Annotated in this window: 19 protein-coding genes; 14 read left to right on the top strand and 5 right to left on the bottom strand. The window is 56.4% G+C overall.

Translation table 11 applies throughout. The features are described 5' to 3' along the window. Positions 1 to 76 precede the first annotated feature (76 nt). Positions 77 to 1,801, top strand: a complete 1,725-nt coding sequence (locus EL234_RS01700) for a leucine-rich repeat protein (RefSeq protein WP_126415844.1) — start codon at positions 77 to 79, stop codon at positions 1,799 to 1,801. Between the two features lie 299 nt (positions 1,802 to 2,100). Here EL234_RS01700 and EL234_RS01695 read toward each other — a convergent pair whose 3' ends face one another. The 3 genes from EL234_RS01695 to EL234_RS01685 form a co-directional block, all read right to left on the bottom strand. Next, positions 2,101 to 2,481, bottom strand: coding sequence for a carboxymuconolactone decarboxylase family protein (locus EL234_RS01695; protein ID WP_126415843.1), 381 nt, complete (start codon positions 2,479 to 2,481; stop codon positions 2,101 to 2,103). A 116-nt stretch (positions 2,482 to 2,597) separates the two neighbouring features. After that, positions 2,598 to 3,263 (bottom strand): class I SAM-dependent methyltransferase, encoded by a 666-nt coding sequence (locus EL234_RS01690; protein ID WP_126415842.1) that lies wholly within the window; start codon positions 3,261 to 3,263, stop codon positions 2,598 to 2,600. A 67-nt stretch (positions 3,264 to 3,330) separates the two neighbouring features. After that, positions 3,331 to 4,176: an Ltp family lipoprotein gene (locus EL234_RS01685; RefSeq protein ID WP_126415841.1), complete on the bottom strand. Its 846-nt coding sequence runs from the start codon at positions 4,174 to 4,176 to the stop codon at positions 3,331 to 3,333. A 186-nt stretch (positions 4,177 to 4,362) separates the two neighbouring features. Here EL234_RS01685 and EL234_RS01680 point away from each other — a divergent pair, with 186 nt between their 5' ends. Further along, positions 4,363 to 4,578: a hypothetical protein gene (locus EL234_RS01680; protein ID WP_126415840.1), complete on the top strand. Its 216-nt coding sequence runs from the start codon at positions 4,363 to 4,365 to the stop codon at positions 4,576 to 4,578. A gap of 100 nt (positions 4,579 to 4,678) precedes the next feature. On the opposite strand, the gene EL234_RS01675 is transcribed toward EL234_RS01680, so the two are convergent. Continuing rightward, entirely contained in the window at positions 4,679 to 6,346 is a 1,668-nt protein-coding gene (locus EL234_RS01675; RefSeq protein WP_126415839.1) for an FAD-dependent oxidoreductase, read from the bottom strand. Between the two features lie 27 nt (positions 6,347 to 6,373). On the opposite strand from EL234_RS01675, the gene EL234_RS01670 reads away from it, so the two are divergent. Both EL234_RS01670 and EL234_RS01665 read left to right on the top strand, forming a co-directional pair. Then, positions 6,374 to 6,640 carry a hypothetical protein gene (locus EL234_RS01670; RefSeq protein ID WP_126415838.1) on the top strand — a complete coding sequence of 89 codons (267 nt, stop codon included), beginning with the start codon at positions 6,374 to 6,376 and terminating at the stop codon, positions 6,638 to 6,640. A 2-nt stretch (positions 6,641 to 6,642) separates the two neighbouring features. Beyond that, a complete protein-coding gene (locus EL234_RS01665; protein ID WP_126415837.1) occupies positions 6,643 to 6,906 on the top strand; it encodes a metal-sensitive transcriptional regulator in 264 nt (87 codons plus the stop codon). 246 nt (positions 6,907 to 7,152) lie between these two features. Here the strand turns inward: EL234_RS01665 and EL234_RS01660 are convergent, their stop codons facing one another. After that, entirely contained in the window at positions 7,153 to 7,809 is a 657-nt protein-coding gene (locus EL234_RS01660) for a hypothetical protein (protein WP_126415836.1), read from the bottom strand. A gap of 471 nt (positions 7,810 to 8,280) precedes the next feature. Between EL234_RS01660 and EL234_RS01655 the strand changes: the two genes are divergently transcribed. The 10 genes from EL234_RS01655 to dapB all read left to right on the top strand — a co-directional run bounded on the left by EL234_RS01655 (position 8,281) and on the right by dapB (position 21,714). Continuing rightward, entirely contained in the window at positions 8,281 to 9,924 is a 1,644-nt protein-coding gene (locus tag EL234_RS01655; protein WP_126415835.1) for a site-specific DNA-methyltransferase, read from the top strand. Between the two features lie 15 nt (positions 9,925 to 9,939). Continuing rightward, positions 9,940 to 12,594: a DEAD/DEAH box helicase gene (locus EL234_RS01650; protein WP_126415834.1), complete on the top strand. Its 2,655-nt coding sequence runs from the start codon at positions 9,940 to 9,942 to the stop codon at positions 12,592 to 12,594. A gap of 213 nt (positions 12,595 to 12,807) precedes the next feature. Further along, entirely contained in the window at positions 12,808 to 13,365 is a 558-nt protein-coding gene (locus EL234_RS01645) for a LemA family protein (protein ID WP_126415833.1), read from the top strand. A gap of 16 nt (positions 13,366 to 13,381) precedes the next feature. After that, positions 13,382 to 15,127, top strand: coding sequence for a DUF2207 family protein (locus EL234_RS01640; protein ID WP_126415832.1), 1,746 nt, complete (start codon positions 13,382 to 13,384; stop codon positions 15,125 to 15,127). 270 nt (positions 15,128 to 15,397) lie between these two features. Then, a complete protein-coding gene (locus EL234_RS01635) occupies positions 15,398 to 15,544 on the top strand; it encodes a hypothetical protein (protein WP_164712287.1) in 147 nt (48 codons plus the stop codon). A 60-nt stretch (positions 15,545 to 15,604) separates the two neighbouring features. Then, on the top strand, positions 15,605 to 16,588 hold the full coding sequence (locus EL234_RS01630) for a bifunctional riboflavin kinase/FAD synthetase (protein WP_126415831.1): 984 nt from the start codon (positions 15,605 to 15,607) through the stop codon (positions 16,586 to 16,588). Positions 16,589 to 16,758: 170 nt separating this feature from the next. Continuing rightward, positions 16,759 to 17,028: a 30S ribosomal protein S15 gene (rpsO, locus tag EL234_RS01625; protein ID WP_126415830.1), complete on the top strand. Its 270-nt coding sequence runs from the start codon at positions 16,759 to 16,761 to the stop codon at positions 17,026 to 17,028. Positions 17,029 to 17,163: 135 nt separating this feature from the next. Continuing rightward, positions 17,164 to 19,494, top strand: a complete 2,331-nt coding sequence (locus EL234_RS01620) for a polyribonucleotide nucleotidyltransferase (RefSeq protein ID WP_126415829.1) — start codon at positions 17,164 to 17,166, stop codon at positions 19,492 to 19,494. Between the two features lie 126 nt (positions 19,495 to 19,620). Beyond that, entirely contained in the window at positions 19,621 to 20,919 is a 1,299-nt protein-coding gene (locus tag EL234_RS01615) for a M16 family metallopeptidase (RefSeq protein WP_126415828.1), read from the top strand. 51 nt (positions 20,920 to 20,970) lie between these two features. Further along, positions 20,971 to 21,714: a 4-hydroxy-tetrahydrodipicolinate reductase gene (gene dapB / locus EL234_RS01610; RefSeq protein WP_126415827.1), complete on the top strand. Its 744-nt coding sequence runs from the start codon at positions 20,971 to 20,973 to the stop codon at positions 21,712 to 21,714. Positions 21,715 to 21,722: the final 8 nt, after the last annotated feature.

The following is a 21,722-nucleotide window of genomic DNA, read 5'->3' as shown; positions in this document are numbered from 1 at the left end:
TCTACCGGCAAGGTGAGGGCAGGTAAAAGTATCGTTATCCGGGTGTTTTGTGCATCTCAATATCTGAGGCGTAAGTATGAAGAACAAATCATTAATCAAAGGGCAGGGAACGACGCGAAAGATAACTCTGTCGTTTATCGCATCTTTGACTGCGGCTATTCTTCTCTTTTTGTGTGGAGCAAATTTCTCAATAGCTGAGGCCACCACGTCAGAATGGAAGCCGGAAGATTTTAAGTACAGTAACACGGCGGAGGGTTACTGGGTAGATGGCTTGAGCGCCTCCGGGGAAGAAAAGATCAAAACAAATAAGCATCTGGTCCTCCCTGAGGCGACTCCGGACGGAGTGCCCGTTACGGGAGTAGGCAAACGTGCATTCTTAAAAGAGACCATTGAGGAACTGACCGTCCCCGGAAATATTCGCACAATTGATGATTATGCTTTCCAGCAAACTGGGCTTAAGAAGGTTACATTTAACGAGGGCCTTGAGAAAATCAACGAATATAGCTTTGAAAACAATGACATCAGGGGGGTGAGCTTTCCATCCACTTTGAAACAAATCGGAGCGCTTGCCTTCCAGACGAATCCGAACATGGGAACGGTGGTGTTCCAAGAAGGAATTCAGAAAATCAAGTTGGGCGCGTTTATCGATAATGGCCTTACCGGTACGCTCAACCTTCCTGATTCTCTCCAGGAGCTAGGTGGATACGTTTTTTCCTACAACAAGCTTACCGGTGTTCGTCTTCCTGCGGCTCTGGATACCCTGCCGGCCAAAGTATTTGCAGGTAATCGGCTTAGAGAACATTCCATTACGAATATCGAAAACGTGCGATTGATCGATGATTCCGCGTTTACTGATAATCGCATTGAGTCATTTGAAAAGTTTGCGGGATTTGAAGAAAAGCCAGACGGTGAAAACGTTCAGCGTATCCGTATTGCTCCCACGTCTCTCACTTTCGACCTTCCGCTACGGAGTAAGGATGGCACGCGCATCCCCGCGCGGGTATACACGGCTGATGGTTTGCTGAAAGAAAATCCTGACGACACTTTCTCTTTCACCGAGAAAGCGATGGCCTCACCGCATGGGGTATTCTCCATTTCGGATATTAAATTCCCGGACAAAGGTGATGCATACACCTGGCAGCTGAGGATCTTAAAGCCTTATGAGTGGAAGTTTTTGTACACGCCGAAAGGCGGGGAGATTATTAAAGAGTTCGGTGAGGCTACGACGCCGCAAGAAGTGATTGATAAGGTCACGATTCCGAATTATCCGGCGGACGCACCTGCGCCTACTCTAACTGTGGTAGATGAAACGACTATTCCAGATGGCCAGACTGCCGGAATTGCTTACGTTGTCGTGAAGGTGACATATCCGGATACGACGTCAAATTCTGCAACGGTCAAGGTGACGGTGAAAGAAAAACCGGCGCCGGAGCCCCCGGATGAGCCCACCCAGGAACCGACTCAAGCACCGACGCAGGAACCGACGGATGAGCCCACCGAGGAGCCGACTCAGGACCGGACTCAGGAACCGACTCAGGACCCGACTCAGCAGCCCACTGAGGAGCCGACACAAGAACCGACAGTTGCGGCAAGTAGCGCGTCTTCCAGTAAGGGAGGAACGCAAGCGCCGCAGGTTGCTAAAGAACCGGCACCTACGCCGACTAAAACCAGTACCAAACCTTCACAGATGCCGTTAACTGGCATCATGTCGCTCGATCTTGCAGGAGCAGCAGCGGTATGCCTGCTTGTCGGAGCGGGCATCGTGTTGCTGACTCGCCGTTATCGTGAGGCGGCCGAGTAATAACCTGCCGAATAATTGCTAAGCGCCCGTCGAAGACGTGCGCTTAGCTTTTGTAGAGTCGCTCAACTCATGCGTTTTCGCTATTGCAGCAGCGAAAACGAGGTCAATGCCGATCAACTCGATTTTCCTTGCTGCCGTAGCAGCAACGCGCCAGATCGCCACCGATGTGACATTGATCAGCGGATTCGGCACTTTGTGGACCTGAGACTCGGCACTTTGTGGACCTGAGACTCGGCACTTTGTGGACCTGAGACTCGGCACTTTGTAGATCCGAGCCTCGTCAGTTTGCCACGCTCTCGTTAGTCGTCTTCGCCGCCGAGTGCTGCTTCCATGCAACGCATCGCTGCCAAGGTTTTCGGTACACCGATGTATGGCATGAGGTGGATGAAGCATTCGGCGATTTGTTCTTTGCTGAGTCCTGCGTGCTTGTAGGCGGTAGCAATATGCCCGGTAAGTTGGGGTTCCACGCCACCCATCGCAGCGAGTGCGGCCATGGTGAGCATTTGCCGGTCACGTAGCTCAAGTCCGTCACGCTCATAGGTTCCGCCAAAAACGGCGCCGGTTACCCATTCGGACGGGTTGCCTTTGGCGAATTTGTCGAGCTGGTTTTTCCAGGTGGCAGTGCCTTCTGGCGTGGAGGTTTGTTCTTCGAATTTCTTGCCTTGTTCAATGTTGTACATGTGTCCAGCCTATCGGGCTCGTTGATGGGCGTCGAGGATAGAGCTGTTCGCTAGATGCTGGAGCTGTTCACTCGTCTGTAATTCTTTAAACAACACTGACATCCTGTCAGTCAGGTTCAGATTCTCTGCGCGAGGAGCACGACGTCGGTATGGTGGTGTGCTCCGCCGCCTCCGTCTACGTGGCGTTCGCGAACGGCGTCGGTGATAATCCGCCAGCCGTCACGCAGGGTAGCCCGCAATACGTCGGGATCGACGTAATCGTCGCGAGTGAAGCGGTGCCCGTGAGCTTTCGGGTAGTCGAAGCCTTCGTGGTGGACGAAGAGGAGATGTCCGCCAGGCGCTACGAGCTCCGTGAGAAAACGCGCCGGATTCACCGACGCTCCTGCCGCGTCCTCGCTCGGTTGCTCTTCCTTAAGGAAAGCAACATACATGGACACGACGAGATCGAATTGAGATTCTCCCAGTTCAGCTTCTTCGAGTACCTGCGCAATCCAATGCACGGCTACGTCAGCATCCGACGCAAGTTGTTGTCCGCGTTGAACCGCTGTTTTGGACGGTTCAACTGCTGTGACCTCCCACCCGTGTTTGGCGAGCCAGACGGCGTCGGCGCCCTCTCCGGCCCCGACATCGAGTGCAGTACCCGGCCTCACACCAGATTCAATCAACTGCTCGACTTCAGCGATCAGTGCCTGGTTGGGGTTGCCGGACCAGTGATGGGTAGTGCCGTGGTACATGTCGTTGCGGAACTGAGCCGCCCGGTGCGGAACATGATTGTTTGTCATGGTTCTAGATTACCGGGAGTACGAGTTCTTGCTTGGAACGTCTCGGCTCTATCTGAGCTGGAACAATTTACGGAAGATTGTCGATGGCGTATTGAGCTTGTTCTTCCGTGAACTCTTCACCAAATTCGGAAATCAGTTGCTCATAGATTTCGTCGTTCGACATTCCCAGGTTATCTCGGTAGCTTTGCGCCGATTTGAGAGCCTGCTCATTCCAGTCCACCGTCAGGTTGGACATAGCGTACTGAGCCTCTTCTGGAGTGAAATTTTCGCCGTATTCTGACGTGAGCTGGTTGTAAAGCCCGGCTTCCGAAAATGCTGTGTGCGACAAGTAGGAGTTAGCTAACTTCAGTGCTTGTTCATTCCAGTCGACGTCGATATTATCCACCGCGTATTGGGCCGCTTCGGGCGACAAGTTTTCACCAAACTCAGAGGTTAGTTGTTCGTAGAGCCCGGCTTTCGAAAATGCTTTGAATGACAGGTAGGATTCGGCGTCTTTCAACGCTTCGGCATATTCCGCTGGAATGGTAGGCGTTGGAGGTGCTGAGGTGGTTGTGGGCGGAGCTTTGGTTGTTGAGGGGCGGACTGTTGGCGTTTGTGTAGCCGTGGCAGTTTCCGTTGGTGTGGCGGTTGCTGATGGTGAAGCTTCGGGTTTGTTGGATGTTCCGACTGCGATCGCTATACCGATAATGATGAGCAGGGCAACGACGCCAACAACGATCACCCATGGCTGCCGGTACCAAGGCTTTTTCTCGGGCGGTTGTGGACCGTTGTAAGGAGGGTAGGGGCCGTATGGTTGAAACTGTCCGGACGCGCCAGGCTGGGGAGGTTGCGGCTGGCCGTAAAATGACTGATAGCCCTGAGGCGGCTGAGTGTCATTCTGATTACCGAAATTAGGGTAGTTGTTCTCGTTCATGCGTGGCTTTCTGTGGGTGCGTTCGTCTTACACTCATATCCAATCAGGTTGCTCCGACAATCGCTGAGCCTATTTCATTTTGGGTGCAACCCGCCGGTGACATCGAAATGTGGATCGATTACAGTTGACAGTGAGGCTGCGCGGTGAGCGTCCCTCCCTGTAGAGCTCCGAGAGAAAGGCCCTCACGTGAACGGCAGCAAAAAAGTACAGGTCATCTCCTACATCGGTCGAACCCTTATCCTCGTTTTCTTCTTGATCATCTCCTTCAACGCTGCGATGAGTCGGGAAGGCTGGCAGTGGATGTGGATCGTCGTGGTGGTGTGGGTGTTCTTCTTGGTTGCTGATGCAGTCAAGACGCTCCCGCGGCTCACCCGAAGGAAGAACAAAGCAAGCAAACGCTAGAGGACATTGAGGATATCCGCGCCGCCGAATTGGCCCGTAAAGAAGACCTCATTTCTTTCGACGACGTTCTCAGCGGCGCGGATTCCTAATCCCGATTCGCTTACGACGCGTTCGTGCCGGCTTTCCACGTGCGGTATCCGCCCGAGAGGTTCTTGGCATCGCGCCCGTGCTGGCGAAGGATCCTGGAGGCGAGGTATCCGCGTAGGCCGACTTGGCACGAGACGATAAGCTCGCCATCGGGGAACTCATCGAGCCGGTCGCGTATCTCGTCGAGCGGGATGTTGATCGCACCCGGTATCGCGCCGTTGGCAAACTCGCCGGGCCCGCGCACGTCAATCAAATGCGCGCCGGACTCCATGAGCCCAGCGACTTCGTGCCACTGAACAGATTCGGTAAGGCCTTCGTGGAGGTTGCGGTTGATGTAACCGAGCATGTTGATCGGGTCTTTAGCTGACCCGAATGGGGGCGCATAGGCGAGCTCGAGGTCGGTGAGTTCGGAGGCGGTGATTCCGCCGGCGATCGCGGTGGCGATCACGTCGATGCGTTTGTCGATGCCGTCTTCGCCCACGCCTTGCGCGCCCAGAATGAGGTCGGTTTCCGGGTCCACGAGGAGCTTGAGATCCATGGCGGCGGCTCCAGGGTAGTAGCCCGCGTGCGACGACGGATGGGAGTGGATCGCCCGATAGGCCCGTCCGGCAGCGCGTAGCCGCTTTTCATTCCACCCCGTGCTCGCCACGTGAAGATCGAATACCTGCACGATGGACGTGCCGAGAACTGGCCGATCGGCAGCTTCTCGCCCGGTGATGATGTCTGCGACCATGCGCCCCTGCCGGTTCGCCGTGTTAGCGAGCGCAACAAGGCTCGCATCACCCGAGATCGCGTCCGTTTTCTCCACAGCGTCTCCGATGGCGTAGATGCTGGGATCGGAGGTTCGCATCTTAGTGTCGACGGCGATCCCGCCAGTCTCACCGAGCGTGAGGCCGGCTTGTTCAGCGAGTGTCGTATCTGGGCGCACACCAATCGACGCCACCACAAGGTCGGCCTGGATTTTCGTGCCGTCGGCGAGTTCGACGTCGTCGTCGCCGATTGCCACCACCTGCGAGCCGAGGTATAGATCGACGCCGCGCTCGCGGATGCGGTCGTGTACGGGAGTGACCATTTCGGGGTCGAGGGGTGCCATGACTTGGTCGGCGCCTTCGACGAGCGCGACTTTCAGCCCGCGGTGGGCGAGGTTTTCGGTGACTTCAACTCCGATGAAGCCGCCTCCGATGACGACGGCGGTTGTCGCGCCTTGTGTGTTGGCCATGAGTGCGTCCGTGTCTTCGATGTTGTGCAGTGGGAGGGCGCGTTCGATGCCAGGGATTGGTGGGATCACGGGTGTGGCGCCGGGGGAGAGGATGAGGGAGTCGTAGGCGAGTTCGGTGGTGCCGGCAGGAGCTCGGGAACCCTCGCCAACAGGCTGGATCTGCACGGTTTTCGCCGCGGGGTCAATGTGCGTGACTTCGGTGTGCACGAGTACGTCAATGTTGAAACGCGCCTTGAGAGCCTCGGGCGTTTGCAGGAGGAGCTCGCCTCGTTCTTCGATCACGCCGCCGACGTAGTAGGGAAGTCCGCAGTTGGCGAAGGATACGTATCCGCTGCGTTCGACCACGGTGATTGAGGCGTTTTCGTCTAGCCTCCGCAGGCGGGTTGCTGCGGACATTCCGCCGGCCACGCCGCCGACGATGACGTATTTCTTCTGATCTGTTTGTGCCGAGTTATTCTTCATACCACCAAGATACATACCCACAGGGGTATGTTGCAAGTACCCCCGGGGGTATGTAGAGTTGACGACGACGATCTCGCGGCACGCGAGTGTGCTGCGGCGAACGAAAGGATTGAGGGAACAATGTGCAGACCAGCAAAATGCAAGACGTGTGGCAAGACGACGTGGGCCGGGTGTGGCCAGCACGTGGATGAGGTCAAGGCCGCGGTGCCGGCGGGCCAGTGGTGTGGCGGCCACGACGACGTAAGCACGGAGGGCAGCGGCTCCGGTTTCTTTGCGCGGATTTTCGGGAAGTAATCATGCAAGTCAACGCGGAAGAACTCGACGGCGTGCTCAAACGGCTCAAGCGGGCGCAGGGGCAAATCGGCGGAGTGATCAAGATGATTGAGGACGGGCGCGAGTGCGATGAGGTGGTCACCCAACTTTCGGCTGTCGGTAAGGCAGTTGACCGTGCCGCTTTCGCGGTGATCGCCACCGGCCTACGCGAGTGCATGACGTCAGACGACGAAACCGCCGAGCTAGACGCCAAGAAACTGGAGAAGCTGTTCCTCTCTTTGGCGTAGCGATGCGAGTGCGCATCCGATATAGCATGTCCACTACTAGGCTTTCGGTGTCCGGCAATGGGCCAGTTGCCGGGCACCAAAGTGTCCTATAGCCGTTATCCGTAGCCAGTGCGGGATAAATTGTCGTGCGTCTGGCAAATGTCAATTAAGGATAGCGAATTCAATCGCCAAGCGGCTGAGATGATGTACTTTGCCTCCGGAGCGAGATCGAACATAAATGCTGCCTCGCCCCGGAGCACTATTGCCTCATGACTTCCGCAGCTTCAAAGCTTCTTCGAGAAGCTCTTCAGAGCTCCAAACCTTGTTCATTGGCCCTGGGCGAGAACGCAAATAGTTGTGCGCGTACAGGTGGGCGTCATGCCTGTCAAAGGGCTTTACGACGAAGCAACGCCCGCCAGACTGGTTGACCACATTCGGAACGCATTCCATGATATGACCGCCGGCTAGAATAAAGCCGGCCCAAGAAAACACGATGATTGATTGATTTGAAACTAAAAAATCAGTGTCTTCTTGGCTGACGCGCCAAAACCCGGTCACTCGTAGCGTTCCATCCTGAACTTGATGCCAAGTTTCTTCGGAAACATTACTGCGGATCTTATCAAGGACATCTTTGTATTCCAGTGCTGTAGCGTCCAAATACGGTGAAGGAAGAGCATTGTGCTCTTCGACGCCCATTGAACAGACGAGAGCCTTCTGTCCGTCTTCAATCGTAAACGGCCGAGATCGAGCAGCGCTCAGGTATCCAATATCCCATCCCGAATACTCTTCGTTTCGCTGTTCTGTCCCACGTGGAGATGCTGAGACGAGATTGAAGTCGATGACTTTGCGCATCGTGCTAGAACTAATCCGAAGAATCCGCTTGGCCGTTTCAAAGCCGTAAGTACTTGTATTGAAATTGCACATTCTCGTACCTTTCTTAGTTCAGGTAGCAACTGCTACGTGACTTTGCAATTTATTTGGATGCGGCCAACGACTCACGTGTTGGATCGCTCCGAAAGACAGTAAAGCATAGTGCGCAAATCTTGTCAAGTGAGACTGCGTAGATCTGCCTTGTCTCATTTTTGATGGGGCTACATTGTTTACACCGAAGGTGAATTAGTTCAACAAAATCGCGCCTTGTCTTCAAAGGTGATTTATTGAAGCGCCCCGGGAGTCCGGGTATGGCAATAAGAGCTAGACGTCGAGATCGCGCCGTTTAATTGGGTATTATGGAGGAGCCAAACCTGGATACATGGAAGACTTGGCCGCGGAACGCTTGGGGGAAGTGGAAAGCATTTCAGGTTGAAACGAGGCGTATCGAAATAATAAAAACAAGGCGTACGCTTAGGATCAGAGCCTGAGATATTTCAGTGCCGGATCGAAGGGGAGGGGCAGTTGCCTGAATTGACCTGGGTGGGCAAAGACAAAGTAATCACCCACCACCTTGACGTGCCCTACCGGGTATTAAACCGCAAATACTCCTTCGATGAGACCGGCCAACACACTGAAGACAACGGCTCCGAAAACATGATCATCCATGGAGATAACCTCGAAGCTCTCAAAGCCCTGCTGCCCAAATATGAAGGAAAAGTCGACTGCATCTACATTGACCCGCCCTACAACACCGGCAATGAAGGCTGGGTGTACAACGACAACGTCAACGACCCCCGCATTAAAAAATGGCTCGGCGAAGTCGTCGGAAAAGAAGGCGAAGACCTCAGCCGCCACGACAAATGGCTTTGTATGATGTACCCACGCCTACGTCTCCTACACAGGCTGCTTTCCAAAAATGGTCTGATCGCCGTGTCAATAGGAGACACCGAGCTGTCTAACCTCGGCTGCATTATGGACGAGATTTTCGGCTCTGCAAACCGGCTTGCCTGCGCCCCGGTACGTTCAGAACCGAGCGGAGGAAAAGACAAAACTGCTCTTCGCACCGGGCACGAGTACATCCTGTTCTACTCCAAAGGTGATCAATCTGCGCTGGTGAAGGAAGAAAAATCGACCGGAAAACTTAACCTCAAAGACAGCAAAGGTCCATATCGAAAAGGCAGAGAACTCAGAAAATGGGGCGCGACTTCCGACCGAGCTGACAGACCTACTCTCTGGTTTCCAATTACAGCACCTAACGGTGAAGAAGTTTTCCCGATCAAAAATGATGGGACAGATGGTTACTGGCGATGGAGTCCCAAACACTCCGGCATGGCTGAAATTCTCCAGAATCCTGAAGCTGCCCATTGGGAGAGAACTGCGTACGACACGGGCGTAATCGTAGATGGAGAAGAAGAGCGCTGGGTGCCATATGAAAAGATTCGGGATTCCAAAAAGTCGTTCGGGTGGAATACCTGGCTAGATGGTTACGGCACTAACGCAGATGCCACTGCTGTTATTAAGGCCATTTTTGGAAGTAAAAAGTTTGATACGCCAAAACCCCTTTCTCTTCTCGAATGGATCATTGCATTGCACAGCAATGCGGAAGGGATTGTTCTTGATTCCTTTGCAGGATCCGGCACTACTGCTCATGCAGTGCTGAATTCGAACCGCGATGATGATGCTGAACGCAAGTTCATCCTGATCGAACTTAGCGACTATGCGGATTCAATAACCGCCGAGCGCGTCAAGCGCGTCATCAAAGGATACGGAAGCGATAAGGCAGTTACTGCTGGCACAGGTGGCAGTTTTTCCTATTACGAGCTTGGCGCTCCGTTATTGGTTGAGGGGAATCTAAATCCTGAGGTTCCTTTGGATCGTGTGCGTGAGTACATTTGGTTCACGGAGACTGGCGAGTCTTACCAGCCGGAGCAGGCCGGTATTCATGTTGATTTCTTGGGTCGTTCCACGACCGGAGTAGCGTATTTCTTTGCTTTTGATACCGACGCGCCGACGGTACTTGATCGGGAATATCTGGCATCGATTCCGGCGGAGTGTGCGGCTGAGTCATATGTGATTTACGCCGATACATGCGTGCTGTCCGAGCGAGAATTGGCTGCACATTCGATCACGTTTAAGAAGATTCCTCGGGACATCACTCGCTTGTAGGTCAGGAGTTAAATCATGGAATTGAAGAAGTACCAAAAGCGTGTGATCAATGATTTGACGGATTACTTGGCACACCTGAAAGACCAAGAATCCCTGGATAAGGCTTTTACTGCGTATTGGGAGTCGCGCCAGATTCCGGTTGGTAGGAGTGGCATCCCCGGCTATCAGAACATCATCGACGGAGTCCCGCACGTGTGTTACAAGGTACCGACCGGTGGTGGTAAGACATTCTTGGCGTGTGCGTCGGTGAAGCCAATCTTTGATGCGTTGGCGTCGGTGCGGTATCGCGCGGTGGTGTGGTTGGTGCCATCTGATGCGATTTTGACCCAAACGCTGGCTGCTTTGAAAGATCCTCATCATCCTTACCGGCAACGGCTGAATAAGGATTTTAGCGGCCGGGTGGAAGTGTACTCGAAGGAAGAGCTGCTCGCTGGTCAGAACTTCAGTCCTGCTGCGGTTGCTGAGCAGCTGTCGGTGATGGTGCTGTCCTATGATTCGTTCCGTGCTAACCGTAAAGATGGTCGCAAGGCGTATCAAGCCAATGGCAACTTGGCACCTTTTGCTACTGCTTTTGGAACTCCTGAGCAGCCGATTGTGAATGCTGATGAGACTGCGCTGTTTCAGGTGATTAATCAACTTAACCCGGTGGTGATCGTAGATGAATCTCACCACGCCACCAGCACGCTAAGCCATGAGATGCTGGAGAATTTCAATCCAGCGTTCATTCTTGACTTGACGGCCACCCCGAAGAAACAGTCGAACATTATCTCCTACGTTGATGCGTTAGCGTTGAAGAACGAGAACATGGTCAAGCTTCCGGTGATTGCATATAACAGGTCATCGCAGGCCGAAGTTATCACTGACGCGATTGATCTACGGCAATCACTTGAGGTTGCATCCATTCAGCAACAGGAGCAAGGTGGCCGCTATATCCGTCCGATAGTGCTGTTCCAGGCTCAGCCTAAGACCGGCGAGGACGCCACCTCATTCGAGAAGCTTCGTGAGAAGCTAGTTGGCACTGGAATCCCTGAAGAACAGATCGCGATCAAGACGGCTAGCATTAATGAGCTTAAAGGCGTGGATCTGCTGAGCCCTGAGTGCGAGATCCGCTACATCATCACGGTTAATGCGCTTAAGGAGGGCTGGGATTGCCCGTTCGCTTACATTTTGGCTTCTCTTGCGAATAAGACGAGTCAGGTAGATGTGGAACAGATTCTGGGTCGAGTACTCCGCCAGCCCCACGCGACCAGACAACGTAACCAACTGTTGAACATGAGTTACGTGTTGACATCGTCAAATGATTTTAATACCACACTTGAGCAAATCATCGCCGGACTAAATAGCGCTGGATTCTCCAAACGGGACTTCCGCGCCACCGATGACGAGACGCTTGACCTCACCCCTGAAACAACTGCGCCAGCCTTTCAGCCTCAGGTCGAGGAACCACAAGATGGATCTGAAACTGCTGACGAGGAGTTCCTTGACTTCGATGAGAATGAAGTCGCTACCGGGCTGGAGCAGAGAGGCTCGTCGGAAAGCAGCGAGACCGGGCCGAACGGTAAGGGTCCTGGTTTGGCTTCGATGCTTGACCGCGCTGTTCAACAAGGGGCGGACTACGAGCATGAGGCTGCAAAGGCTGCGCAGCTTGGTGATGATTTTGTTCCCTCGGATTTGGAGGAAGCCGTGGATAGCACACCAATGATTGCTGATTATCGAGAGGAAGTTTCCAAGTTAAAGCTTCCGCAGTTTGTGATTCAGACTCCTCCGTCAGCGTTGTTCTCTACCGGAAAGGACGGTGTGGATCTTCTTCGAAATGAAGCGTTAGCTACCGACTTCGTGCTTCGTGATAAAGACATTCAGCTTGACCTCACCATCGCAGATGAGCAGATGTACCGGATCGATGTCAAAAACAATGCTGATGTGCCACGCGCCTTTCGAATGAGTGCTATTGATCAAAAGATAATGCGGGAACACTTCAGCAGACTCAGTGTGGAGTCGCAGAAGCGCAACGCTGCTGAGGCTATCTACGAGCGGCTTAAGCCCATCAATTCTGTTTATGATGCCGACCTGCGCAATTACATCAATAGGATTGCTGACAACTTCGAAGCTGAAGATTTACTCACCTATCAAGAAAAACCCAGCGTGGTGTCTGACTTGATTCGTAAGAAAATCAAGGCTTTACTCGAAGAACACAAAATCAAAAAATTCTATGAATATATCGAGACTCGACGCATCGATGTTCGTTGCACGTACAAGATGCCAATGGTTATTCAGCCCATCCGCGCGAGCACTTTGATTGGCGGCTCGCTTTATGAGGCTGAAGATCGCATGAATAACGATGAGGTGGAGTTCGCAGGCCGGTTCTCTGGCATGCCAAATGTTCGGTGGTGGCATCGCAACATCGAACGTAAAGGATTTGTGCTCAACGGGCCGTTTAATCACTACCCCGACTTCATTGTGATGACCAATAGTGGAACCGTCGTCGTGGTTGAGGCTAAAGGCGAGCAACTCAAGAACGATGACTCTCGGCGTAAGCTCAAGCTCGGCAGGAAGTGGGAAGCTCTAGCGGGTGACAAGTTCCGTTATTACATGGTATTCCGAGACGGAATGGAACCGTTGGACGGGGCGCTGAACCGATCACGGTTCTTTTCGATCTTAGAGCAGCTTTAAACCGAAAGAAACGCGTGCTCTGATCGGCGGAGGTGAACGGTTGAGCATTTCGTGGTCTAGCACGTGAAATGACAGCAACTTCAATGCGGCGCACAAATCTTTGGAACCATTCCCAATAACGTGTGCCGAGAATGGCGCATGCTACTGCTTTGGGCTCTCTTACTGAATGGAATTACACCAACGTCGTCCAGCCGGCTGTGCGATAATTTTTGTATGAGCTCTAATATTGCTTTACTGATTGCAGGCGTCGTAGTCGTCCTGCTCATCGTATGGGTAGTGGCCACCTACAACACCTTTGTGCGATACCGCGAAAACGTTCGCAACGCGATGGGTCAGATCGCAACCCAAATCGAATCCCGATGGGACGCACTGACCTCCGTCATTGCTGCAGCTCAGCAGTATGCCCAGCACGAGGCCCAGACGCTACGCGAAGTCACCGCGCAACGCGTTCCTGTTCGCCCGGACTCCACGCCCAGCACGGTAGAACGAGACGACCAGGTCTTCGCAAGCGCACTGGCCAGAATCAACGCGCTCGCCGAAAACTATCCCGAGCTACGTGCGTCGGAAACCTACTCCTCAGCGATGAACGCGGTGCAAAAGTATGAAGACAACGTCCGCTACTCGCGCATGATGTACAACGACACGGTCACCAAGCTCAACCGCTACCGTTCACAGTTCCCATCCATGATCGTCGGAGCGCTGTTCGGCTTCCGCCACGAAGAATACTTCGCAAACCAGCCCGGCAAATCCGAAATGCCCACCTGGTCATGAGAGCGCTGTCCAGGTCATGAGAGCACTGTGGGCGGCCCTCGTAGCCGCGTTCCTCATCATCACAACCGCTCCCGTAGCAGGAGCGTCCGAGATCCACACGATCGACATCGACGCCGAAATCCAAGCAGACGGATCGGCCATTATCACCGACACGCGCACGTTCGAAGCCACGGAAGGTTCCGAGCACTACATATCGATCGGCAACCTGCGTGACTCCGACGTTCACAGCTTTTCCGTCGTGCTAGACGGCCAGCCACTCACCGACATCGGTGACTGGGACGTGAACGCAAGCCGTCAAGAAAAGGCGGGCAAGTCCGGCGTCGTCGACACGGGTGACGGGTACGAACTAAGCTTCGGCTTCGGCGAATACGGCAAACATACGGCCGTCATGACGTACACCGTCACCAACTTCGTCTACACGCTCTCCGACGGCGCTCAAACGGTGTACTGGCAGTTCCTGCCGCGAAACATGACCGATACGAGATCCGCCAAGATCTCGGTACGGAACGCCGTGGGAGTCACGCATACGCAGGAAAACACGCGAATATGGGGATTTGGATACGAAGGCGAATCGGAAATCACCGCAAACTCGCTGCGTTTAATCACTTCCAAGCCGATCAAAACCAATAACCATATGACGATGCTTGCCATCTTCCCCGAACCTCTTTTCACATCCAACGTCAGTCGGCCTGAAGACACCGAGGCTTTAATCGAGCGCGCGAAAGAGGGCTCCGATTGGGATAACTCAAACCCTTTTAATTGGGATAGCGCCGAGCTCTTTTCCAAGGCCATCACAGTGATTGGTGGGCTTGTAATCTTCGGGATCCTCGGCTATGTGGGCTGGGCCTTCTTGGTGGCGTTTTGGAACATGCTGCGGCCGAAGCGGTCAAAGTCGGCAGGCAGTGCTCAGAGTGGGCCAAGAACCCCCAGAGCTGAAAGCGAATATTGGCGAGAAGTCCCTTACGACGGCCCGATCACAGACATCTACACCCTGCGCGGCTACGCACTACCTGACCTCGCCACCGCACTATTACTCAAGTGGATCCACGAAGGCGCACTCCGCGAAGTGCAACACGAAGCGGGATGGGTGTTCAAACGCGAAGAAGCAGCCTTCGCCATCGTCCACATGCCCCAACTGCATTCCGACGTCGAAGCCACATACTGGGACTTCATTGTTCGAGCCGCGCGCGATGACGGCATCTTGCAACGCAAAGAAATCGAAAAATTCACTCGCAAGAACACCTCCGAAGTATCCAAATGGCAAACCGCGGCGTTCAATTACTCCCGCCAGCGGCAGGTGGAACTCGGACTACGTACGGTCGTCGAGAAAAAAGAACGAGTATTCTTCATCAGCTACACGAAGAAGGAATTCCCGCTCACGCCAGCTGGCAAAGACATGCGCAACAAGATCGACGGATTCAAAAACTATTTGCGTGACTTCTCCCTCCTCAACGAGCGTGCAGCCTCAAACGTGCTCCTATGGGACGCGTACATGATCTGGGCAGGCTACCTCGGCATCGCTGAAGAAGTCGCCAAACAGTTCAACATCGTGGACCCCGCATACGGGCAGCAGACCAGCATCTCGACCACCGCCGTCGCCACAGGAACCTACTTCTCCAACAAAATGGACGACGTCTACACCGCAGCCACCACCAGTAGCTCTAGCTCGAGTAGTAGCTCGTCGTCGGGCCGCGGCGGATCGTCGTCGGTGGGCGGCGGCGGAGGCTCGTCCGGTGGAGGCTCAGGCGGCGGTATTCGGTAGTTTGCCAGCCACGTTGTGCTGTGCGGGCGCTCGCAGGTGGGTACCCGCACGATGGCGTTCCCGCAGGTCAAAGCCCAAATAAGCAAAATAAACAAGAATAAACAAAATAAACAACAATAAACAAGAACTGTGCGCCACATTGCTATCGTGCGCAGGAGGATCATTCCCTGTAATCGAGCTTGTGTCTGCCGTTGTCGGCACGTTTCGGTAACCCAACTTGCCTGAGCGATCCGCGCTTCGGCTACCATAGCCGCATGAGCAATAACGGATGTGGATGCGGCAGACACGGCAAAGGCCACGGCCACGGACACGGTCACGGCCGAGGGCGTGGCCGCGGCGGCTGCGGTGGCGGTGGGCGGTGCCAGTGCGGCGGTAAAGGTAAACGCGCAGGCCAACACACCGAAAACACCCCGGTAGACGCGCCCCAAGATCGCTCGGAAGGCCGCCAGCAACTAGGCCTACGCGGGATCTAACAGCATGAAAGTCATTCACAGCGCCGACGGCTACCGCCTCGGCCCGTCCGTCGTGACCATCGGCGTCTTCGACGGCGTTCACCGCGGCCACCACGCCGTCCTCGCCGAAACCGTACGCCAAGCACGCGAACTGGGGTACGACGCCGTTGCACTCACCTTCGATCCGCACCCCAGCCACGTCCACCGGCCAGACGCCGAGCTGCCCCTTATCACCACGCTCGACGACCGGCTTAACATGCTCGAAGCGGCCGGCATCGACGTCGTCGTCATCCAACAATACGACCTCGACTATGCGCAAACCACGCCCGAAGACTTCATCGACGACCAACTCATCGCAAAACTCGGCGCGAAAGCCGTAGTCGTGGGGGAGGACGTGCGGTTCGGCCGCAACAACGCAGGCGACGGCGCTTTCCTGTGCAACTACGGCGCAGGCCGCCTCAGCGTCACACTACTTGACGACCTCGAAGGAACAACCGGGCGGCGCTTTTCCTCCACGTGGATCCGCGAACTTCTTGACGCGGGGAACGTGCGCGGGGCAGCCAAAGTGCTCGGCCGCCCACACCGCCTACGCGGGGTCGTTCAGCACGGCTTCAAACGCGGCCGCGAACTCGGCTTCCCCACGGCCAACCTACCCGGCGAAGGCGTAGGAGAGGTGCCGCGCGACGGCGTCTACGCCGGTTGGATCGTCCGCCGCGTACCCGGCTCCACCGCCACCGTCCACCTGCCCGCCGCAATCTCAATCGGCACGAACCCACAGTTCGACGGCGAACAGCGCACCGTGGAAGCCCACGCGCTCGGGCGAGCCGACCTCAACCTGTACGGTGAAGAAATCGCCATCGACTTCGTCGACTATGTGCGCCCGATGGTCAAACTCGACTCGGTGGAAGCCCTCCAAGCTCAAATGGACGACGACCTGCGCAAAAGCGCCGAAATCCTCGGCGTCCCAGTCTCGTACCGGGTTAATCCCGACGACGTCACCGCCCACTAACGGCAGGCCGCCGCTAGCTGCCCAGGTAGAGGCGTAAATCACCCAAACTTGGCGATGGTGTGCTGCGAGGATGGTGCTAGGCTTGTGTAGCCGTTTGATCGGCCACGGAGCGTCATCGCTCGGGAGAACATGCCCCGGGCTCCGTGCAACGAGACAAAAAGGAGAATCGTATGGCTCTTTCTAAGGAGCGTAAGAACGAAATCATCAAGGAGTACGCGACTCACGAGGGCGATACCGGCTCTCCGGAGGTCCAGGTTGCACTCCTGTCGGCTCGCATCTCCGAGCTCACGGAACACTTCAAGACCCACAAGCACGATCACCACTCGCGCCGCGGGCTGATGCTCCTCATCGGTAAGCGCAAGCGTCTTCTGACCTATCTGCAAAACGAAGACATCGAACGCTACCGTGATCTTATTAAGCGTCTCGGCTTGCGCCGCTAGATGCTACCTCGGCCCGCACCTTTAGGAGCGGGCCGATTCTCGTTAGAAGATTCCCGTCGGTCCTCGGTTGTGGCCAGCGCTCACACGCAGCGAGGGTGATGATCGAAGGCCGCGGGGCAACAGAAAAGGAGATCCATGGAGGGTCCAGACGTAAAATTTGCCGAAGCAGTCATTGACAATGGCTCGCGCGGCACCCGCACCATTCGCTTTGAAACCGGCCTGCTTGCCCGCCAAGCCGCCGGCTCGGCACTCGCCTACCTTGACGGCGAGACCACCGTGCTCGCAACCACGGCTATTTCGAATCAGCCGCGCGAGCACTTCGACTTCTTCCCGCTGACGGTTGACGTGGAAGAGCGCCAGTACGCAGCAGGCCGCATCCCGGGCTCGTTCTTCCGCCGTGAAGGCCGCCCGACGACGGACGCCATCCTCACCTGCCGGCTCATCGACCGCCCGCTACGCCCGGCTTTCGTTAAGGGCCTGCGTAACGAGGTACAGATCGTGGCCACCGTGTTCTCGGTGCACCCGGACGAGGCCTACGACGTCGTCGCGATGAACGCCGCCTCGGCGTCCACCCAGCTGTCCGGAATCCCGTTCTCCGGCCCGATCGGCTCGGTCCGCTTGGCGCTGATCGACGGCGAGTGGGTTGCCTTCCCGAAGTTCAGCGAACTGCCGGAAGCCACGTTCCAGATGGTTGTGGCTGGCCGGATTGTGGGCGACGACATCGCCGTCATGATGGTTGAAGCCGAAGCTGGCGACGACGTGCTCGCCAACATCGAAGACGGCGGCGCGAAGCCCACCGAAGAAACCGTGGCAGAAGGCCTTGAAGCTGCGAAGAAGCACATTCGTGTGCTGTGTGAAGCCCAGATCGAACTCGTCAAGCAGGCAGGCAAGGACGAACTAGACCTGCCACGCTTCCTGCCCTACGAAGACGAAGAATTCGAAGCGGTTGGCAAGAAGGTCGACTCCGAGTTCGAAGAACTGTGGGGGATTGTTGACAAGCATGAGCGCGACGACGCCCTGAACGAACTGACCGACAAGATCGTTGCCGAACTGTCTGAAGAATTCCCAGAGCGTGAGCAGCCGCTCGCCCTGGCGGTCAACGAGCACTGGAAGCAGGCCATGCGCCGCCGCGTGCTCACGGAAGGCGTGCGCATGGATGGCCGCGCCCCCGACCAGATCCGCACGATCACGGCGGAAACTCAGGTGTTGCCGCGCGTGCACGGCTCCGCACTGTTCCAGCGCGGTGAAACCCAGATCCTGGGTGTGACCACGCTGAACATGCTCAAGATGGAACAGCAGCTGGACAACCTCAACCCGATCACGTCCAAGCGCTACATGCACCACTACAACTTCCCGCCCTACTCGACCGGCGAAACCGGCCGTGTGGGCTCGCCCAAGCGCCGCGAAATCGGCCACGGTATGCTCGCCGAACGTGCGCTCGTGCCCGTGCTGCCCTCGCGTGAGGAGTTCCCGTACGCGATCCGCCAGGTCTCCGAGGCGCTCGGCTCGAACGGTTCGACGTCGATGGGCTCCGTGTGTGCGTCCACGCTCTCGCTGCTCAATGCTGGCGTTCCGCTGAAGGCTCCTGTGGCAGGTATCGCCATGGGCTTGATCTCCGGCGAGATTGACGGCGAACAGCGCTACGTTGCGCTCACCGACATCCTCGGTGCGGAAGACGCGCTTGGCGACATGGACTTCAAGGTTGCCGGTACCCGCGACATGGTGACGGCCCTCCAGCTGGACACCAAGCTTGACGGCATTCCGGCCCAGGTGCTCGCTGCCGCTTTGCAGCAGGCACACGACGCGCGCATCGCGATCCTCGACCTCATGGAGCAGGCACAGCCTGAACCAGACGAAATGGCCGAGACCGCCCCGCGCATCATCTCCGTGAAGATCCCGGTTGACAAGATCGGTGAAGTCATCGGCCCGAAGGGCAAGATGATCAACCAGATCCAGGAAGATACCGGTGCGGAAATCTCGATTGAAGACGACGGCACGGTATTCATTGGCGCCGACAACGGTTCCGCCGCCGAAGCTGCACGCGAGACGATCAACCAGATTGCCAACCCGCAGATGCCGGAAGTGGGCGAGCGTTTCGTGGGCACGGTCGTCAAGACCACCACGTTCGGTGCATTCATTTCGCTCTCGCCGGGCAAGGACGGCCTGCTGCACATTTCGCAGGTGCGCCGCCTCGTGGGTGGCAAGCGCATCGACGCGGTGGAAGACGTGCTCAACGTTGGCGATAAGGTCGAGGTCGAGCTCGCTGAAATCGACGAGCGCGGCAAGCTTTCGCTGCACGCTGTACTGACCGAAGAGCAGCTGGCTGCCGAGGCCGAGAACAAGGCTGAAGAAGACGAGCGCCCCCGCCGCCGCGGTGGCCGTGGCGATCGCCAGGGTGGCCAGCGTGGTGAACGCAGGCGCCGCACCCGCACGCGCACGCGTGAAGAAAGCTCCGACGAGGAGTAAGGCGAATAGTAACTGTTCTAGTTGCTGATCGTGAGGGGCCGGCCCGGTTGGGCCGGCCCTTTCGCGTCTCTATCTCACGTAACGTCAGTGGTGAAGGCGCGAGCCAAGCACGTACAATGAGCAACGATGATTGAACTACCTTTGGATATTCCGGGAAGTATCGGATTTGATGACGATGGGGTCCTCACCGAACGTACCGTGCTCCCATGTGGCATTCGCGTGATCACGCAGAATGTGCCGGGGCAAAAGTCGGTTGCGCTGGGGATCGGCGTGGGAGTGGGGTCTCGTGATGAGCGCCCGGGCACGGAAGGGTCTACTCACTTCCTTGAACACCTCATGTTTAAGGGCACGGACACGCGTAGTGCCGAGGACATTTCGGCGCTCGGAGACTATCTGGGCGGCACGCTTAACGCTGCCACGTCGCGAACTTACACTGTTTATTACGGGCGGGTGTTCCAAAGTGATCTGCCACAGTTGCTGGAACTTTTGGTGGATATGATCGCGCGATCTACGCTGAAGCCGGAAGACATGGAGCTGGAACGCCAGGTTATTCTGGAAGAGTTGGCAGCCTCGGACGATGACGTGGCCCAGGTGGCCGAAACCGAAATCCAGCGCCTCGTCATGGGTAGCCATCCGCAGGCGCGTCCGATTGGTGGCACGCACGAAACGGTGACGGCACTCGACCACGAACATCTTGTTGAACACTATCGGGCAAACTATCACGCCGGGGAACTCGTTGTGTCGGCCGCCGGCGCGGTTAATCACCAAGAATTATGTGCGATGGTGAGCACTTTGGTTGAGGCGGCTGGTTGGCAGCTGCCTGATCGAGCTCCGGTGGCTAGGCGCAAGGTTGCCGATGTCGTCTACACGGCTGGCTGCGAAGAATTCATGGAGCGGCCGGGGCGGCAAAGTGCCGTTGTGGTTGGTATGCCCGGTAAGCGGCTGAGTGACAAAAATGATTCAGTCCTGGCTGCACTTGAGACCATCTTGGGCGGCGGGCAGTCCTCCCGCTTGTTCCGGGAAGTGCGTGAAAAGCGCGGGCTGGCCTATTCCACCTATGCGTGGTCGGCTTCCTACCATGAGGGCGGTATTTTCGCGATGTCTGCCCAGTGTGCACCGGAGAGCACCCAGAAAGTCGCACAGATTATGGGTGATTGCCTTGATGAGATCGCGAGCGATGGCGTGAGCGCCGAAGAAGTAGAGACGGCGTTCCGCCAGCGGCGTGCCCGGCTCATCTTCGCTATCGAAAACACGTCATTTAGGCGTTCGCGGATCGCGTTCGCAGAAACTGTGCGGGGTAGCCTACGGACCATCGACGAAGTGCTAGACCAGGCACGCGAGGTGACCGCCGAGGATATTCAGGCGTGTGCGCAAGAGTGTGCGGCCAGGGCGCGGTCAGTGATGACTGTCGGACCTGCACGCTAGGCTAATACCAAACAGCGCGTTGCACGATCGCAGCGCGTGCGAACGAGGGGAGTGGCGATGAAGGTCGCAGTTGTAGGTGCCGCTGGGCGCATGGGTAAATCGGTGTGTGAGGCGGTGGAGGGCGCCGGCGATATGGAGCTGGTGGCGAAGTTGGACGTGGGCGATGTGATCGACGCCGAATCCTTGCGCGGTGCTCAAGTGGTTGTTGAGTTCACCGTGCCAAGTGCTACGGATGCGAACGTGCACGCGATCCTCGACGCCGGTGCCCACGCCGTCGTCGGCACAACGGGCTGGACGGACGAGCGCCTGGCCAAAGTGGCCGAACACGCGAAACAAGTGGGCAAGAACGTCATTATTGCGCCGAACTATGCCCTGTCAGCCGTGCTTGCCATGGCGTTTGCGGAAAAGGCTGCCACGATGTTTGAATCCGTGGAAGTCATCGAACTTCATCACCCGGATAAGGTGGATGCCCCTTCGGGCACGGCGACCACGACTGCGCGCCGGATCGGCCAGGTGCGCCGCGAGGCTGGGATCGCACCCAGCCCGGATGCCACGGAAACGGATCCGGAAGGCACCCGCGGTGGCGTGATCGATGGCGTTCACGTACACGCCGTTCGCCTGCGCGGGCTGTATGCACACGAGGAGATTCTTTTCGGTAATCCGGGCGAACAGCTGACCATCCGGCAAGATTCGTTCGGCAGGGATTCGTTCATGCCGGGCGTCTTGCTCGCGGTGCGCAACGTTGCTGAACGGCCAGGGCTCACCTACGGGCTCGAGGCGCTTCTTGACATTTAAGCAAACAT

Origin of the sequence: Trueperella bialowiezensis (assembly GCF_900637955.1) — a bacterium.
Classification (GTDB): Bacteria; Actinomycetota; Actinomycetes; order Actinomycetales; family Actinomycetaceae; genus Trueperella; species Trueperella bialowiezensis.
The sequence above is the reverse complement of the archived record's forward strand: the minus strand, read 5'-3'. Positions and strand labels throughout refer to the sequence as shown.

Excerpts from the sequence above, each read along its gene's own strand:
- EL234_RS01630 (WP_126415831.1), top strand. The coding sequence starts at position 15,605 with ATGAAAGTCATTCACAGCGCCGACGGCTACCGCCTCGGCCCGTCCGTC.
- rpsO (WP_126415830.1), top strand. The coding sequence starts at position 16,759 with ATGGCTCTTTCTAAGGAGCGTAAGAACGAAATCATCAAGGAGTACGCG.
- EL234_RS01675 (WP_126415839.1), bottom strand. The coding sequence starts at position 6,346 with ATGAAGAATAACTCGGCACAAACAGATCAGAAGAAATACGTCATCGTC.
- EL234_RS01700 (WP_126415844.1), top strand. The coding sequence starts at position 77 with ATGAAGAACAAATCATTAATCAAAGGGCAGGGAACGACGCGAAAGATA.
- EL234_RS01685 (WP_126415841.1), bottom strand. The coding sequence starts at position 4,176 with ATGAACGAGAACAACTACCCTAATTTCGGTAATCAGAATGACACTCAG.
- EL234_RS01640 (WP_126415832.1), top strand. The coding sequence starts at position 13,382 with ATGAGAGCACTGTGGGCGGCCCTCGTAGCCGCGTTCCTCATCATCACA.
- EL234_RS01615 (WP_126415828.1), top strand. The coding sequence starts at position 19,621 with ATGATTGAACTACCTTTGGATATTCCGGGAAGTATCGGATTTGATGAC.
- EL234_RS01660 (WP_126415836.1), bottom strand. The coding sequence starts at position 7,809 with ATGTGCAATTTCAATACAAGTACTTACGGCTTTGAAACGGCCAAGCGG.
- EL234_RS01695 (WP_126415843.1), bottom strand. The coding sequence starts at position 2,481 with ATGTACAACATTGAACAAGGCAAGAAATTCGAAGAACAAACCTCCACG.
- EL234_RS01665 (WP_126415837.1), top strand. The coding sequence starts at position 6,643 with ATGCAAGTCAACGCGGAAGAACTCGACGGCGTGCTCAAACGGCTCAAG.
- EL234_RS01690 (WP_126415842.1), bottom strand. The coding sequence starts at position 3,263 with ATGACAAACAATCATGTTCCGCACCGGGCGGCTCAGTTCCGCAACGAC.
- EL234_RS01650 (WP_126415834.1), top strand. The coding sequence starts at position 9,940 with ATGGAATTGAAGAAGTACCAAAAGCGTGTGATCAATGATTTGACGGAT.
- EL234_RS01670 (WP_126415838.1), top strand. The coding sequence starts at position 6,374 with ATGTTGCAAGTACCCCCGGGGGTATGTAGAGTTGACGACGACGATCTC.
- EL234_RS01645 (WP_126415833.1), top strand. The coding sequence starts at position 12,808 with ATGAGCTCTAATATTGCTTTACTGATTGCAGGCGTCGTAGTCGTCCTG.
- EL234_RS01620 (WP_126415829.1), top strand. The coding sequence starts at position 17,164 with ATGGAGGGTCCAGACGTAAAATTTGCCGAAGCAGTCATTGACAATGGC.